Below are 16,405 nucleotides of genomic sequence, written 5' to 3'. Positions count from 1 at the left end.
AGCTTAAAAAATAAATAAATTAGAAAGCATGTTACATCATTTCAAATACAAAATAATCGTTTTCGTAATTTTGATTGCCACTTTAACCAGTTGCAAATCAGGGATGACACATTCCAAAAGTACGGCTGCAATTCTAAAACAAGAGAATTTCAAACATTATGTTGATTATTTCAACACGATGGAAGAGGAGAATTTAAAATTTGCCATTCCGAACGATTCAGCTTGGACCTGGATGGAAAAAAATATTCCGTTGTTTGAATGTCCACAACAAAATTTTGAAGAAATCTATTATTTCCGTTGGTGGAGTGCTAGAAAACACATAAAAAAAACACCACAAGGATATGCGATTACGGAATTTTTAGTAGAACGTTCCTATGCCGATAAATACAATATGATTAGTTGTGCTTTGGGACATCATATCAATGAATTCAGATGGTTACACAATCCAGAATATATAGAACAGGATGTTCATTTGTGGTTCAGAGGAAATGATGGCAAGCCCTTGGAAAAACTGAGAAAGTTTAGTAGTTGGACCGCTGATGCTTTATACAATCGCTATTTGGTGAATAAAGACAATACGTTTTTATTGGATATGTATCCTGATTTGGTTGCTGAATTTGCTGCTTGGGAAGGTGAAAAAAAGCGCAAAGATGGATTGTTCTGGCAATTTGATGTAAGGGATGGAATGGAAGAATCCTTAAGTGGGGCGAGAAAATTCAGAAATGCACGTCCGACGATTAACAGTTATATGTTTGGAAATGCAACAGCTTTGTCTAAAATGGCTAAGATGAAAGGCGATTTAAAACAGGAAAGGTATTTTGAAGCCAAAGCAGATACGCTGCAAAAATTAATTGAGACAAAACTGTGGAATCCTAAAAGCGAGTTCTTTGAAACCTTTACCGAAAAAGATACATTAGCAGAAGTTAGAGAAGCCATTGGGTTTATTCCGTGGTATTTTAATCTACCTCAAAAAGACAAAGGCTTTGAAAAAGCTTGGGAGCAAATTAAAGACGAGAAAGGATTTGCAGCTCCTTTTGGTTTAACAACGGCAGAGAGAAGAAGTCCACGTTTTAGATCGCACGGTACAGGAACTTGCGAGTGGGATGGTGCCATTTGGCCTTTTGCTAGTTCACAGACCCTAACAGCTTTGGCCAACGTTTTGAATAATTACAATCAGCATTATGTTGGTAAAACGGATTATTTCAAGCAGATGGATTTGTATGTTCAATCGCAGTATTATCGCGGAAAACCCTATCTAGGAGAATATCTGGACGAGACCACTGGATATTGGTTAATGGGAGACAAAGAACGCAGCAGGTATTATAATCATTCAACTTTTAACGATTTAATGATTACGGGCTTAGTAGGTTTACGACCAAGAGCAGATGATAAAATAGAAGTTAATCCGCTCATTCCACAAGAAAAATGGGATTGGTTTTGTTTGGATAATGTGTTGTATCATGGTAATATCATTACCATTCTTTGGGACAAAACAGGAGAGAAATACCATAAAGGAAAAGGGTTCAGAATCTTTAAAAACGGGAAAGAAATTGCGGTTTCAAATACATTAGAGAAATTAGTATCCCAATAGAAATTAAGCCACGGCTATAATTTATTGAAGCTATTGGCTATCGTTCGACTCTTCTTTACCGAAAGGACACAGTAGAGGAAATAACCCTATAGATTAGACCTGACAGGTTCTTAAAACCTGTCAGGTCTTACGCATAAAAAAATAGTCGCTTAAAAACATCATTCATGAAAAAGTTTTTTTTACAGTTAACCTTCAGCATTATCCTATTGATTTCATTTTCGGTTAAAGGCCAAAATAAAATCAGTCTTAACCATTTACAATGTGAAATGCTTACTAATCCAGAAGGAATTGATGTTTTACAACCACGATTGAGCTGGCAAATAAAAACGGAGGTTAATGAGGTAAAACAAACAGCCTATCAAATTATAGTGGCGACTACTTTAGAAAATCTAAAGGGAAATAAAGCCGATTTATGGGATAGTGGAAAAGTAGAAAGTGATGAGTCGGTCAATGTGGTGTATCAAGGGAAACGACTTGAAAACAGACAAAATGCCTTCTGGAAAGTAAGAGTTTGGACCAATAAAGGAGAAATTCAACCGATAAACCATGCTCATTTTAGCATGGGAATTTTAAATTATGCAGATTGGAAATCAACGCGTTGGATTGGCTACGAAAAAACCTCTGCTGGAGATAGTATTGCTCAATATTCAAGGTTGGCGGCACGTTATTTAAGAAAAGAATTTAGTTTAAAAGCGCCCATCAAAAATGCCAAGGTGTATCTGATAGGTTTGGGTTTGTATGAATTATACATCAACGGAATTAAAATTGGAGATCAAGTTTTGGCCCCCGTCCCAACCGATTATACTAAAAATATTAAATACAATGTTTTTGATGTGACTTCGCAGTTGAAAGAAGGTAAAAATATGCTGGGCACCATTTTAGGGAACGGACGTTTTTTTACCATGCGTCAGGATTACAAACCGTACAAAATTAAAACCTTTGGCTACCCAAAAATGGCATTGCAGTTATTTGTAGAATATACCGATGGAACCAAAGAAGTAATTAGAACAGATGATTCGTGGAAAGTAACGACAAATGGTCCTATTTTATCCAACAATGAATATGATGGAGAAGAGTACGATGCGCGTAAAGAAATGAAGAACTGGAGCACGACCCATTTTGATGATAAAAATTGGCTCTCCGCTGAATATGTGCAGGAACCAGGCGGTTTTTATGAAGCGCAAATGACGCCTAACATGAAAATAATGGAAGAGGTGAAACCCCTTTCGATCAAGAAAACTTCAAAAGGAACTTATATACTGGATATGGGGCAGAATATGGTAGGCTGGTTACAATTGAAAGTAAAAGGAAAAAGCGGAGATAAAATTATTTTAAAATTTGCTGAATCCTTGCAAGCCAATGGTACGCTGTATACGGATAATTTACGAGATGCCAGAACAACTGATGTGTATACTTTGAAAGGGGAAGGCGAAGAAATTTGGGAACCGACTTTTATATTTCACGGTTTTAGGTTTGTAGAAGTATCTGGATTTGCTACCCAACCTACACTAGATAATTTTGTTGGAAAAGTGGTTTACGACGACATAAAAACAACAGGAACTTTTGAATCATCCAATGCGACGATGAATCAGGTTTTTAAAAATGCCTATTGGGGAATCAGGGGGAATTATAAAGGAATGCCCATCGATTGCCCGCAACGAAATGAACGTCAACCTTGGTTGGGAGACAGAACAACGGGTGCTTATGGAGAAAGTTTTTTATTCGACAATCAAACTTTATATGCTAAATGGCTCGATGACATTAAAAATGCGCAAACGGCAGATGGAGGAATTCCTGATGTTGCGCCGGCATTTTGGCGTTATTATGGCGATAATGTAACTTGGCCAGGTACTTATATTACCGTAGCCGATATGTTGTACCAACAATTTGGAGATAAAAAAGTGATCGAAAAACATTATCCGTCCATGAAAAAATGGGTGGTGTATATGGAACAAAATTATTTGGTTAACGATCTCATGACCAAAGACAAATATGGAGATTGGTGTGTGCCACCAGAATCCTTAGAATTAATTCACTCCAAAGATTCCGCACGAACCACAAACGGTGAATTAATTGCCAGTGCTTTTTATTATCATTTGTTGCAAAAAATGAAAAAGTTTGCCGCAATTAATGGATCAAATTCGGAAGATAGTCTGTATTATGATTCCCTTTCTGAAAGAGTGAAAAGGGCCTTTAATGCGAAATTTTTCAATTCCGAAAAGCATAATTATGCCAATAATACGGTAACGGCAAATCTACTTCCGTTAGCCTTTGGTATGGTTCCCCAAAACCTTCAATCAAAAGTATTTGATAATATCGTTGATCAAGTTGAAGTTACCAACAATGGACACATCAGTACTGGGGTTATTGGAACGCAGTTTTTAATGCGAACCTTATCTGAGTTCGGAAGACCAGATTTGAGTTATAGATTAGCTTCAAATGATAGCTATCCGAGTTGGGGATATATGGCCAAAAATGGCGCAACAACGATTTGGGAACTATGGAATGGAAATACTGCCGATCCTAAAATGAATTCACAAAACCATGTGATGTTATTAGGGGATTTACTGATCTGGTATTATGAAAATATAGCCGGGATCAAAAGTAATCCTGAAACCCCTGGTTTCAAACAAATTATAATGAAACCGGATTTTGAAACCGGGTTGAGCTACGTCAAGGCTTCTTATGAATCTATTCACGGTACGATAACTAGTAACTGGAAGAAAAGTAAAAACAATTTGCAATGGAACATCACTATTCCTGCTAACACTTCAGCAGCGGTTTATTTACCTACCAATACGATGGCTAATGTTATTTTGGATGGTAAAAAGCTAACGAAATCGACTACTTCTTATAAGATCGAAAACAACAAACTTGTGGTAACATTACCCTCTGGCAGCTATGCAATAAATTTAAAACGATAAATTATAAAATTCGGGACAGTACAGGATAGCTATTCAAAATTTTAGTGTCATTTTTACACTTAATAAATAATTTTACCTAAAAAAATATTAGGTATGCATTTAAAATTATAAATTTTAATTCAAAATAAAATATTAAGAATGAAAATTGTAAAAATGACTGTGGTCTTATTTGGTCTATTGCTTTTAGGAAGTTGTAAACCTACTTTAGGTAAAAACACTTGGAAAGAGGGAATCCTAGTAGATGAATTTATATATGATAAAGCCCCTTATCCATCTTGTCATGCTGCTACTATCGTAGAAGCAACAAACGGAGATTTGGTCGCTTCATGGTTTGGAGGTAAGCACGAGAGAAATCCTGATGTTTGTATATATGTTAGCATTAAACCAAAAGGAAGTGACAAATGGAGTGAGGGTGTAAATGTTGCAGATGGCGTGATGAAAGAAGGGCCGAGATTGCCAACATGGAATCCAGTTTTGTACCAAATTCCAGGTGGAGATTTAATGCTTTTTTACAAAATAGGGCCAAAACCATCGGAATGGTGGGGGATGATCAGAACTTCATCTGATAATGGAAAAACCTGGTCTGAGGCTAAAAACATGCCTAATAAAGATTTCTTGGGACCCATCAAAAATAAACCTGTTTTATTAAGTAATGGAACGCTATTGTGTCCCTCAAGTATTGAAGGAGACGGATGGAGACTTCGTATGGAATCGACTCCAGATTTTGGAAAAACCTGGGTTATGGGCGACACCATATCAAGAGGGAAAAATAAAATCAATGCGATTCAGCCTAGTATACTTTATCACAAAGATGGAAGTATTCAGGCTATCGGTAGAACCAGAAACAGAGCTATTTTTAGTACGTTTTCAAAAGACAATGGAAAAACATGGTCGGATATCGAATTAATAGGTTTGCCAAACAATAATTCAGGAACAGATGCGGTGACCCTTAAAAACGGAAAACATTTGTTAGTTTACAACCACGTATTGCCTCCGGGCACTGAAGCAAAGGGACCAAGAACACCATTGAATGTTTCTATTTCTAAAGATGGAATTCACTGGGATGCTGCATTGATTTTAGAGGATTCAAAAATCAGTCAGTATTCATATCCCTCCATGATTCAGAGTGCTGACGGAATGGTACATATTGTTTATACCTGGAGAAGAGAAAAAATTAAATATGTAAAGGTTGATCCTAGTAAATTAGTTTCATTTCCAATCAAAAAGGGTATCTGGCCAGGAGAGGAAAACAAAGTGGTTACGGCCGTTAAAGCGGAAGAAGAATAGAAACAGCTTGGTACAAAAATAAAAAAAACGCAGCTTTTACTAAGAATAAGGATTCAGCTAAAATCGTATCAATTGGTACAAAAAAGAGAATAAATATGAACATATTTCATTTGAAAAAGAACATTATCATTTTGACTCTGTTTGTTTTAGGAGGGGGATTCCACAGTGGTGCAAGCGCTCAGGTATCCAAAAAGAAACAACAGTATCAAGTTGCTGTTTGCGACTGGATGATTTTGAAAAGACAAAAATTAGGCGCTTTTGGTTTAGCAGCTGAAATAAAAGCAGACGGAATCGAATTGGATATGGGAGGTTTAGGAAAGAGACCCACTTTTGACAGCAAATTGGGTGATCCTGTGGAAAGACAGAAGTTTTTGGATAAAGCCAAAGAAGTAGGAGTTGGAATAAGTTCTATTGCGATGTCTGGGTTTTATGCTCAATCTTTTGCCAAAAGAGAAACAATCGCACCCATGATCGAAGACTGCGTTAAAGCGATGAAGGACATGAAGGTAAAAGTGGCTTATCTGCCCTTAGGTACAGAAAGTGATTTGGTTAAAAATCCTGAATTGCGTCCGGTCATTATTGAAAGATTAAAATGGGCAGCAAAGCAAGTGGGTAAAATAGGAGGAGTCATTGCTATCGAAACGTCATTAGACGCAAGAGCGGAGAAAAAATTATTGGAAGAAATTGGTTCAAAACATATTAAAAGTTCTTTCAATTTTGCCAATGCTGCTGATCATGGCAGAGATATTCCAACCGAATTAAAAATATTAGGTAAAAAACATTTGGCGCAAATTCATGCCTCCAATACAGATAAATTTTGGTTGGAGAATGACCCTACGATTAATATGCCAGCAATCAAAAAGACGCTGGATGAAATGAATTGGAGCGGTTGGTTAATCGTAGAGCGGTCCAGAGATGTCACGCAAGTGCATAATGTAAAAGTCAATTATGGTGCAAACGTTGCTTATTTGAAAAAGATCTTTCAAAAGTAAAGGAGTATGTTGCCCGCTCTGTATACAAGAAAAGGCATATGATTGACCAAGAAGGAAATGCATTAGCGCTAATTTTTCAGTATTCAAAAAAAATAAAATAACCACACAATGAAATATTTTACTTTACTTTTTTTAGGATTGTATACCACTTTTGCCACCGCACAAAAGCTTACTGTTGTCAGTGATCCAAAATCGCCAAGAGTGCATTTTGGCGCAGAGAAAATTTCTGAAATCGCAGCAGCGAAAGGAATCAAAATAGTTTCTTCAAATCAATTGCCTAAAAGCTCAAAAGAGACCGTAATTGTCATAGGAGAAAAAGGAACTGCCTTTTGGAAGCAAAATACCAAGGGTGCAAAAATAGACGATAGTAAACTTGTTCAAAAAGAAGGTTTTCAAATTCGCACGCAAAAAAACATTATTTACATCGAGGGTAGTGATGCTTCAGGTGCTTTATATGGAGCAATGGAAGTAGTGGATCGTATCAAAGAATCCGGAAAAATTCCAGCTGAAATAAATATCCAAGACAGTCCTGAGATGGTTTTAAGAGGGGCTTGTATCGGTATGCAAAAAACGACCTATCTTCCCGGTAGAGATGTTTACGAATACCCATATACACCAGAAACTTTTCCTTGGTTCTACGATAAAAAACTTTGGATAAAGTACTTGGATATGATGGTGGACAATCGTATGAATTCTTTGTATTTATGGAACGGACATCCCTTTGCATCTTTAGTGAAATTAAAAGAGTATCCGTTTGCCTTAGAAGTAAGTGAAGTAGATTTCAAAAAGAATGAAGAAGTCTATAGATTCCTAACCGAAGAAGCCAATAAAAGAGGAATCTGGGTCATTCAAATGTTTTATAATATTATTGTTTCTAAGCCTTTTGCAGAGCATTACAATATCAAAACTCAAGATCGTTCAAGACCTATTACACCTTTGCTTTCAGATTATACTAGAAAATCTATTGCGGCTTTTATAGAAAAATACCCAAATGTTGGCTTGTTGGTTTGTTTAGGGGAAGCTATAAATACAGTTGATGATGATGTGGAATGGTTTACAAAAACGATTATTCCTGGTGTTCAAGACGGTTTAAAGGCATTGGGAAGAACAGACGAACCACCTATTATTTTGCGTTCTCATGATACGGATGGACCTTTGGTTATGGAAAAATCACTTCCGTTATATAAGAACCTATATACGGAGAGTAAATACACCGGAGAATCGCTTACTACGTATACCCCAGGTGGGCCATGGGGAGAGACTCACAAACAGCTAAGTGCATTACAATCTATTCATATTGAAAACGTCCATATATTAGCCAATTTAGAACCCTTTAGATACGGATCTCCTGACTTTATCCAAAAGACAGTTAAAGCCATGCATAGTGTGCACGGAGCCAATGCTTTGCATTTGTATCCGCAGGCATCCTATTGGGATTGGCCGTATTCAGCTGATAAAACAAAAACGGGTGAACGATTATTAGAAATGGATCGGGACTGGATCTGGTACAAAGCTTGGGCAAGATACGCCTGGGACAGTAAAAGAGACAGAAAGGAAGAGGTTAAGTTTTGGGACAAAGATTTGGCTGCCAAATACGGAACTGATGCAGAGGCGGCAAATAATATTTTAAAAGCCTATGAAGAAACCGGAGAAATCGCTCCAAAAACATTAAGACGCTTTGGAATTACCGAAGGAAATCGTCAAACTTTATTGTTGGGAATGTTCGAGAGTCAATTGGTAAATCCATCCAAGTGGCGCGTGTACCCTGGGTTTCATGAATCTTGTGGACCTGCTGGTGAATTACTTTTAGAGTACGCTAAAAAAGAATGGAATCACGAGCCGCATACCGGGGAACTACCTACTCAAATTATTGCTGAAATCACCCAGCATGGTAAATTGGCGGTTGAAGCTATAGATAAAGCTGAAGCAAGTGTGACTAAAGATAAAGAGGAATTTTTGCGTCTTAAGAACGATATTCATAGTTATAAAGCTTTCGCTGATTTCTTTTCAGAAAAAGTAAAAGCGGCCTTACTGGTTTTGAGATATAGTTATTCAAATGATATTGCAGATCTAGATAAAGCGCTTCCGCACCTAGAAAAAAGTATTGAATATTATGAACATTTAGTGAGTTTAACAAAGGACACGTATTGGTACGCCAACAGTATGCAAACGGCACAACGCCGAATTCCTATTGGTGGCGATGACGGAAACAACAAAACATGGGTAGAGTTATTACCGCATTACGAACGTGAATTGGTGAACTTCAAAAGAAATTTAGGCTTGCTAAAATCATCAACAGATGGTAAAATAGCCACTAAAGAAGGTAAACCATGGCAAACGGCAGAAGTGACTTTACTTAGTGAAAGCAAAGGAACTTATGCGGTCAAGAATGGGGTAAAAGTATATGGAACTCCAATTTCTGAAATTATAAAAGTAGCGCCGGAATTACAAAATCTAAAAGGAATTACTTTTGATGAAGCAGCGCAAAATGAAAGCGGAACCCATTTGAAATTCAAGAATACGAAAGCCGTAAAATTGGTAGTAGGTTATTTCAATTCAGATCAAAAGCGATTTTTATTTCCGCCAAGTTTGGAAACAGATGCTGCTGGAAATGCGCACGGTCAGGCAGAAGTTATTTTGGCAAGCGCTATGAACTTGAAAGAATTACCAAGAGTAAACATTCATACCTATACTTTTGAACCAGGGGAAAATAAACTGGATTTAGGCAAAGGCCGAGTATTGATTTTAGGATTTATTGAGGCTAATCAACCTATAAGCCCTCGTGATGTTGGGTATATTGATGCAGGAGAAAAAAGTGCAATAGATTGGTTGTTTTATTAATAATAATAGGTGGAGTGTGGGCCTAATGTGACCATGCCCAATCATTGGGATGACAAAAGAAGACGGCCTTAGATTGCTTATCTGGTGTAAAAAGATATGAAAAAAATAGTATTTTTTATTTTTTGTTTTTGTTCAAGTACTTGCTTTGTTTTGGGTCAAAGCAATAATGGTTCAGCGGAATTTCGTAAAGAAGTTTCGCTGAACTCCTCTTGGGCTACCGTTGTTTTAGATGAACTTCCAAAACAAGAAGAAGCTTTTGTGAAGGATCCCAAAGTTGATTCCAAATGGCAAGAAGTAAATGTGCCGCACAATTGGGATCAGTATTATGGCTTCAGAAGAACAAAGCACGGTAATTTACATGGAACTGCTTGGTATCAAAAAACGGTAAAACTGGATAATTCGGCAAAAGGCAAACGACTGTTTCTGTTTTTTGAAGGGGTAAGTTCGTATGCTACAGTTTGGGTAAACGGCAAAAAAGCCGGTGAACACAAAGGCGGTAGAACTACTTTTACTCTTGATATCACCCAACTTGTTGTTTTCGACAAAGAAAATACCATTCTGGTCAAAGCTGCCCATCCCTCATTTATAGCAGATTTGCCTTGGGTTTGTGGTGGTTGCTCGGGAGAATGGGGATTTTCAGAAGGATCACAACCGATGGGGATTTTTAGACCAGTTTCTTTGGTGATTACAAATGAAATGAGAATACAACCATTTGGGATTCACATTTGGAATGATGCATCGACTTCCAAACAAAAAGCAATTCTGCATACTACAACAGAACTTAAAAATTACGGGAATTTGGATCGAAATCTAACCGTAGAAAATGTGCTTTTTGATGCTTCAGGGAAAAAAGTGGTTGCGTCAAAAAAGGAACTTAGAAATAGGGCTGGTGAAACCAAAGAAATGGCACAGACACTTCCAGAGATTTCCAATCCGAAGTTATGGTCCCCTTCAAATCCGTATCTGTATAAACTAGTGACGACTGTTTATGAAAACGGAAAAATAATAGATCAGTTAACAACGCCCTATGGAATCCGTTGGGTAAGTTGGCCCGTTAGCCGAGATGGAAAAGACAATCGTTTTTATATCAATGATGAACCTTTATTTATCAATGGAACTTGTGAGTATGAACATTTAATCGGAAATAGTCATTCCTTTTCCACTGAGCAAATTCATTCGAGAATTGAACAAATAAAAGCAGCTGGTTTTAATGCTTTTAGAGAAGCACATCAGCCACATAATTTAGAGTACCAAAAAGAATTAGACCAAAACGGAATCTTGTTTTGGAGTCAATTTTCTGCCCATATTTGGTATGATACACCTGAGTTCAAAGAAAATTTCAAAGCCCTTTTGCGAGAATGGATCAAAGAGCGCAGAAATAGCCCGTCGGTGGTCATGTGGGGATTGCAAAACGAAAGTACCATTCCGGCAGCATTTGCACAAGAATGCACTAAAATCATTCGAGAAATGGATCCGATGTCTGCTTCACAACGTATCGTAACCACTTGTAATGGAGGAGAAGGAACCGATTGGAATGTAGTACAAAACTGGTCAGGAACCTATGGAGGTGATCCTTTAAAATACCATGTGGAAATGTCAACGCAGTTATTAAATGGAGAATATGGCGCATGGCGTACAGCAGATTTACATACTGAGGGTGAATTTGATCAAAAAGGAATTTTGAGCGAAAACAGATTTTCACAATTAATGGAAATTAAAGTTCGTGAAGCGGAATCGGTTAAAGATAAAATCGCAGGACAATTTAACTGGCTTTTTGCCTCTCATGAAAATCCAGGGCGTATTCAAAATGGAGAAGGTTTTAGGGATATCGATAAAGTGGGGCCTGTAAATTATAAAGGGCTTTTTACCATTTGGGGTGAACCTCTAGATGCCTATTATATGTACCGTGCGAATTATGTTTCGAACAAAACAAACCCGATGGTGTATATCGTTTCACATTCATGGCCAAGTCGCTGGGAAAGTACTGGGATTAAAAACGGCATTGATGTTTACTCGAACTGTGATGAAGTAGAGCTGTTCAACGATGTCAATAAAGTATCATTAGGCAGATTAAAGAATCCAGGTTTAGGACAGCATTTTCAATGGAATAAGGTGAATATTCAATACAATGTTTTGTATGCTGTTGGTTATGTAAAGGGTAAGGCGGTAGCCAAAGATTATATTGTTTTAAACACACTTCCCAAAGCGCCTAATTTAGCCGATTTGGTTACCGATAAAGTCGACATTACCAAAGCCAAAAAAGGATATAATTATATTTACAGAGTAAATTGTGGTGGTTCAGCATTAACAGATGCTCAGGGAAATACTTGGCTTACCGATACGCATAAAAGTGGTCAAAATACCTGGGGTTCTTTGTCGTGGACCGATAATTTTACAAAATTGCCTGATTTTTATGCGAGCCAGAGAACTACTTTTGATCCCATAAACGGTACAAAAGAGGAAGCTTTATTTCAAAATTTTAGGTACGGACTAGACCAACTCCGTTACGAATTTCCTGCAGCAGCTGGAGAATATTTAGTAGAGCTTTATTTTACAGAACCTTGGTACGGAACCGGTGGTGGTTTAGATTGTAAAGGCTGGCGATTGTTTGATGTTGCTGTAAATGACAATGTAGTGCTTAAGGATTTTGATATTTGGTCGGAAGTTGGACACGATAAGGCGTTGAAGAAAACGTTTGTAGTCAAAAGTAAAAACGGAAAAATCACGATTTCTTTCCCGAATGTAAAAGCAGGCCAAGCTATAATCTCCGCAATTGCCATTGCCACAAAAGAGAAGAAGGCGCAACCCGCTAAAGAATCTGGCAGGTATATTCAGAACGTTAATTTAGATTCAGCTGTAGGCTATAAAGTGGCTTCTTGGTTGGATATCAATTCAAAGCAATTTTCAACCTCAGAGATTATTTTGACACAAATACCATCGGAAGCAGTGGGAGCTGATTATGTGCAGTTTTCACAGAGTAATGTAAGTGGAGGAAGTTTTACATTGCTTAAAGATTCAAATGTATATGTATTCTTGCCTAGTGCTGAAAAACAACCAGCTTGGTTAGAGGGTTATGCTAAAGTAGAAGAAAGTGCTAAAAATAGTTTTGGGACTGTATTCAATGTATATAAGAAGCCATTCAAAGCAAATGAAAAAGTAACTTTTGGAGTCTTGAGTTCTGCTTTTGTGATCGGAGCAGTTCCTACTTATGATATGGGGGAAAAAGATGATTCAAGACCAGTGGTACTTATAGAGGCAGAAAATGCGAAAGTTACGGGAACGGGAATTGAGAAAGGAAATTTTAAAAAAGCCGATTATATTGAGTTTACAAAAAAGACAAACAATAGCATTGAGTTTGAAGTAAAGCCAGGAGTAGCTGGAATTTATTTAATGCGTTTTAGGTTCATGAACCGAAACGAAACCCCCTTAAAAGTAAAATTTAGAATGCAAGATGCCTATGGTATTTTGATGCGAAATGATAGCATCGAGTTTTTTCCATCTACTGAAAAGTGGAAAGTATTAAATACCACTTCAGGAGGATATATTAATGCAGGAACCTATAAAATTACAATAGAGGGCGAAGACCTAAAAGGATTGTTATTGGATTCTTTTGAGTTTCAATAATCGTTTTTTATCCCTCCAAGTGACAATTGGTAAACAAATTAGAATAGCATAAAAACAACAACAATGAATACACCTAAAAGCCTTTTACACAAAAGCATAATTGCCTTGAGTTTATTGCTTCTTGTGGCCTGCGCGTCAAAAAGTAAAAAAGCTAGAATCATTGAGGATTTTAATAAAAACTGGAACTTTACATTAGGAGATTATCCAGCGGCTATTGAGTCTGATTTTAATATGGTGCAATGGAGAGCGATTCAATTGCCACACGATTGGAGCATAGAAGGAACCTTTAGTGATAAACATCCGACAAAACCTTCACAAGGGGCTTTGCCGGGGGGTAAAGGCTGGTATCGCAAAACATTTACGATTCCTGTAGATTGGAAAAATAAATCGGTTTCGATAGAATTTGATGGTGTCTTTAAAAATAGTGAAGTATTTATCAACGGGCATTCTTTAGGTGTGCGTCCCAATGGCTACATTTCGTTTGCCTATGATCTATCGCAATATTTGAATTTTGATAAAGAAAATGTAGTCGCTGTAAAAGTCGATAATGATGCCCAACCCAATTCAAGATGGTACACAGGATCTGGAATTTACAGAAACGTGAGGTTGGTCGCTAGCGCTAAACTTCATGTGGCAAAATGGGGTACTTATGTGACAACACCAGAAGTTTCCACTGAGAAAGCAAAAGTGCGTTTTGAGGTAACTTTGGAAAATGACACTGATCTTGCAAAAGAATTTACGTTAGTGACGTCGGTAGTAAATGCAAAAAATGCGGAGGTTGCCCATGTTACTTCTACAGAAAAAATAGAAGCAAAAGCAACTGGAAAAACAGTACACCATTTAGAAGTAAAAAAACCAACGCTGTGGAGTGTTGATAATCCGTATCTGTACAAGATTATTACTAAAATATACGAAGGCACCACTTTGGTAGACAATTACGAAACACCTCTGGGAGTTCGATTTTTTAGTTTTGATGCTGAAAAAGGGTTTTCTTTAAATGGAGTGCCAACCAAAATATTAGGAGTTTGTCTGCATCACGACAATGGCGCTTTGGGGGCAGTAGAAAATATTCATGCGGTGAAAAGGAAATTGGGTTTACTCAAAGAAATGGGGGTAAATGCCATTAGGATGTCGCACAATCCACATTCTCTGGAAATGATGCAATTGTGTGATGAAATGGGATTTATTGTTCAGGACGAAGCTTTTGATGTTTGGAAGAAGAAAAAAGTAGCCAATGATTATCATAAAGACTGGGATCAGTGGCACAAAAAAGATTTGGAAGATTTTATTCTAAGAGATCGTAATCATCCGTCGGTAATGATGTGGAGTATTGGTAACGAAATCAGAGAACAATTTGACAGTACAGGAATTGCTATTACCAGAGAATTAGCCAAGATTGTAAAATCTTTAGATACAACTCGTCCGGTAACTTCTGCTTTGACAGAAAATGTTGTAGAGAAAAATTTCATTTATCAATCAGGCGCTTTAGATCTTTTAGGATTCAATTACAAACATGAAGATTACAAAGATTTTCCAACGCGTTTTAAAGGACAAAAAATAATTGCATCAGAAAGTGTTTCAGCCCTTGAATCGCGCGGTCATTATGATTTTCCATCAGATGTTATGAAAGCGTGGCCACCCAAGCATAATGCTCCTTTTGATGGAAATGCAGACTGGACAGTTTCCGCTTACGATCAAGTAAGATCGTACTGGGGAACAACGCACGAAGAGAATTGGAAAACCATCAAGAGGCAAGATTTCATGGCAGGAACTTTTATTTGGACCGGTTTTGATTACTTGGGAGAACCAGATCCATATCCTTATCCGGCAAGAAGTTCTTATTTTGGTATTATTGATTTGGCAGGTTTTCCAAAAGACGTTTACTATATGTATCAGAGCGAATGGACCACCAAAGCTGTGTTGCATATATTTCCGCATTGGAACTGGAACGTTGGACAGGAAGTGGACGTTTGGGCGTATTATAATAATGCCGATGAAGTTGAATTATTCCTCAACGGAAAATCGCTAGGAATCAAATCAAAACAAAATGATGATTTGCATATTTCATGGCGTGTAAAGTACGAACCAGGAACTATAAAAGCCATTTCAAGAAAAGGAGGAAAAGTAGTTCTAGAAAAAGAAATACATACTGCTGGAGAAGCTTCTAAAATAGCTTTGCAAGGGGATAAAAAAGTCATTAAAAACGATACTTATGATTTGGTTTATGTGAGCGTTTCAATTGTAGATAAGGAGGGTAATTTACTTCCGAAGGCTAATGATTTAATTCATTTTGAAGTAAGTGGCGGAGGAAAATTAGTGGGAGTAGATAATGGATATCAAGCCAATTTAGATTCTTTTAAAGCCAATTCTTGTAAATTGTTTAATGGTAAATGTATTGTGATTATTCAGTCAAATGGGAAGAGAGAAAACATTCAGTTAAAAGCCTCTACGGGTAATGGGATTTCGCAGGAAGCCATTTCGGTACAAGTGGATTGATATACTATTTCTGTTGCGCACTTTGTAAACGGTTCTGCTATAATGGGAAACACAGACCTAATGGATAGCTGCTAAGGATGTATTCGTTTTTAAAATAAACTACCCTGTACAAAATCGGCTTGTGTATTACTGTTGAAAGAAAAACAATCATTGACAAAGAACTGTTTTTTAAGGGGGTCATATTCCCTTAAAACAAGGTTGTCACAAAGAAAGTCGAGCGCAACGGAGGGAAATAAATGATGCGCTATGTTAATGCTTTCGGGGGTTAATCGTCGAGCGATAGAGAGATGTGGATCGTTGCTTTTTTTTAAGTCATACATTCGTAGCGCCTGCTGTGTTTTTTTCATAATGGGCTCGATAAGACTTTTAGATTCTTGATTTGGAGCAATAAAAAAAGCACCATTTGGGTACGTGTCAAAGTGATCTAGATGCACTCCAAAGGGGGTAAAAGTATCAGAAGTACGCAAGAGTTTTGCTTTGATTTTTTCCAATTCTTTCTCGGAGGTCTTGAATTCACAGATGGTAATATGGGCCACAGAATTTTTACTATTGAACCAACCTATTTTTGAGGCTAATAGCGCTTTCATGTTCTTGATCGCTTCGATTACATCCTGGGATGGATGTAGGGCTACAGAATAGTGTTTTTCCAT

Annotated in this window: 8 protein-coding genes; 7 read left to right on the top strand and 1 reads right to left on the bottom strand. The window is 37.3% G+C overall.

Annotation, left to right across the window (positions count from 1 at the left end):
- Nucleotides 1-28 precede the first annotated feature (28 nt).
- The 7 genes from AC51AA_RS05790 to AC51AA_RS05760 all read left to right on the top strand — a co-directional run bounded on the left by AC51AA_RS05790 (nucleotide 29) and on the right by AC51AA_RS05760 (nucleotide 15,755).
- Nucleotides 29-1,591, top strand: a complete 1,563-nt coding sequence (locus AC51AA_RS05790; protein ID WP_500704783.1) for an MGH1-like glycoside hydrolase domain-containing protein — start codon at nucleotides 29-31, stop codon at nucleotides 1,589-1,591.
- Nucleotides 1,592-1,755: 164 nt separating this feature from the next.
- Nucleotides 1,756-4,515, top strand: coding sequence for a glycoside hydrolase family 78 protein (locus AC51AA_RS05785; RefSeq protein WP_500704782.1), 2,760 nt, complete (start codon nucleotides 1,756-1,758; stop codon nucleotides 4,513-4,515).
- 138 nt (nucleotides 4,516-4,653) lie between these two features.
- The gene (locus AC51AA_RS05780) at nucleotides 4,654-5,802 is read left to right on the top strand and encodes a sialidase family protein (protein ID WP_500704781.1); all 1,149 of its coding nucleotides are present in this window, start codon (nucleotides 4,654-4,656) and stop codon (nucleotides 5,800-5,802) included.
- 95 nt (nucleotides 5,803-5,897) lie between these two features.
- Entirely contained in the window at nucleotides 5,898-6,794 is an 897-nt protein-coding gene (locus AC51AA_RS05775) for a sugar phosphate isomerase/epimerase family protein (protein ID WP_500704780.1), read from the top strand.
- A 108-nt stretch (nucleotides 6,795-6,902) separates the two neighbouring features.
- Nucleotides 6,903-9,635, top strand: coding sequence for an alpha-d-galacturonidase (locus AC51AA_RS05770; RefSeq protein WP_500704779.1), 2,733 nt, complete (start codon nucleotides 6,903-6,905; stop codon nucleotides 9,633-9,635).
- A gap of 96 nt (nucleotides 9,636-9,731) precedes the next feature.
- On the top strand, nucleotides 9,732-13,259 hold the full coding sequence (locus tag AC51AA_RS05765) for a malectin domain-containing carbohydrate-binding protein (protein WP_500704778.1): 3,528 nt from the start codon (nucleotides 9,732-9,734) through the stop codon (nucleotides 13,257-13,259).
- 63 nt (nucleotides 13,260-13,322) lie between these two features.
- Nucleotides 13,323-15,755 carry a glycoside hydrolase family 2 TIM barrel-domain containing protein gene (locus AC51AA_RS05760; RefSeq protein WP_500704777.1) on the top strand — a complete coding sequence of 811 codons (2,433 nt, stop codon included), beginning with the start codon at nucleotides 13,323-13,325 and terminating at the stop codon, nucleotides 15,753-15,755.
- 89 nt (nucleotides 15,756-15,844) lie between these two features.
- Here the strand turns inward: AC51AA_RS05760 and AC51AA_RS05755 are convergent, their stop codons facing one another.
- Nucleotides 15,845-16,405, bottom strand: a complete 561-nt coding sequence (locus AC51AA_RS05755; protein WP_500704776.1) for a 2'-5' RNA ligase family protein — start codon at nucleotides 16,403-16,405, stop codon at nucleotides 15,845-15,847.

This window comes from Flavobacterium sp. OHVDL-2026-0007, assembly GCF_059882335.1.
The sequence above is the reverse complement of the archived record's forward strand: the minus strand, read 5'-3'. Positions and strand labels throughout refer to the sequence as shown.

Coding starts and splice junctions, on each gene's coding strand:
- AC51AA_RS05790 (WP_500704783.1), top strand. CDS start 29: ATGTTACATCATTTCAAATACAAAATAATCGTTTTCGTAATTTTGATT.
- AC51AA_RS05770 (WP_500704779.1), top strand. CDS start 6,903: ATGAAATATTTTACTTTACTTTTTTTAGGATTGTATACCACTTTTGCC.
- AC51AA_RS05765 (WP_500704778.1), top strand. CDS start 9,732: ATGAAAAAAATAGTATTTTTTATTTTTTGTTTTTGTTCAAGTACTTGC.
- AC51AA_RS05760 (WP_500704777.1), top strand. CDS start 13,323: ATGAATACACCTAAAAGCCTTTTACACAAAAGCATAATTGCCTTGAGT.
- AC51AA_RS05785 (WP_500704782.1), top strand. CDS start 1,756: ATGAAAAAGTTTTTTTTACAGTTAACCTTCAGCATTATCCTATTGATT.
- AC51AA_RS05775 (WP_500704780.1), top strand. CDS start 5,898: ATGAACATATTTCATTTGAAAAAGAACATTATCATTTTGACTCTGTTT.
- AC51AA_RS05755 (WP_500704776.1), bottom strand. CDS start 16,405: ATGGAAAAACACTATTCTGTAGCCCTACATCCATCCCAGGATGTAATC.
- AC51AA_RS05780 (WP_500704781.1), top strand. CDS start 4,654: ATGAAAATTGTAAAAATGACTGTGGTCTTATTTGGTCTATTGCTTTTA.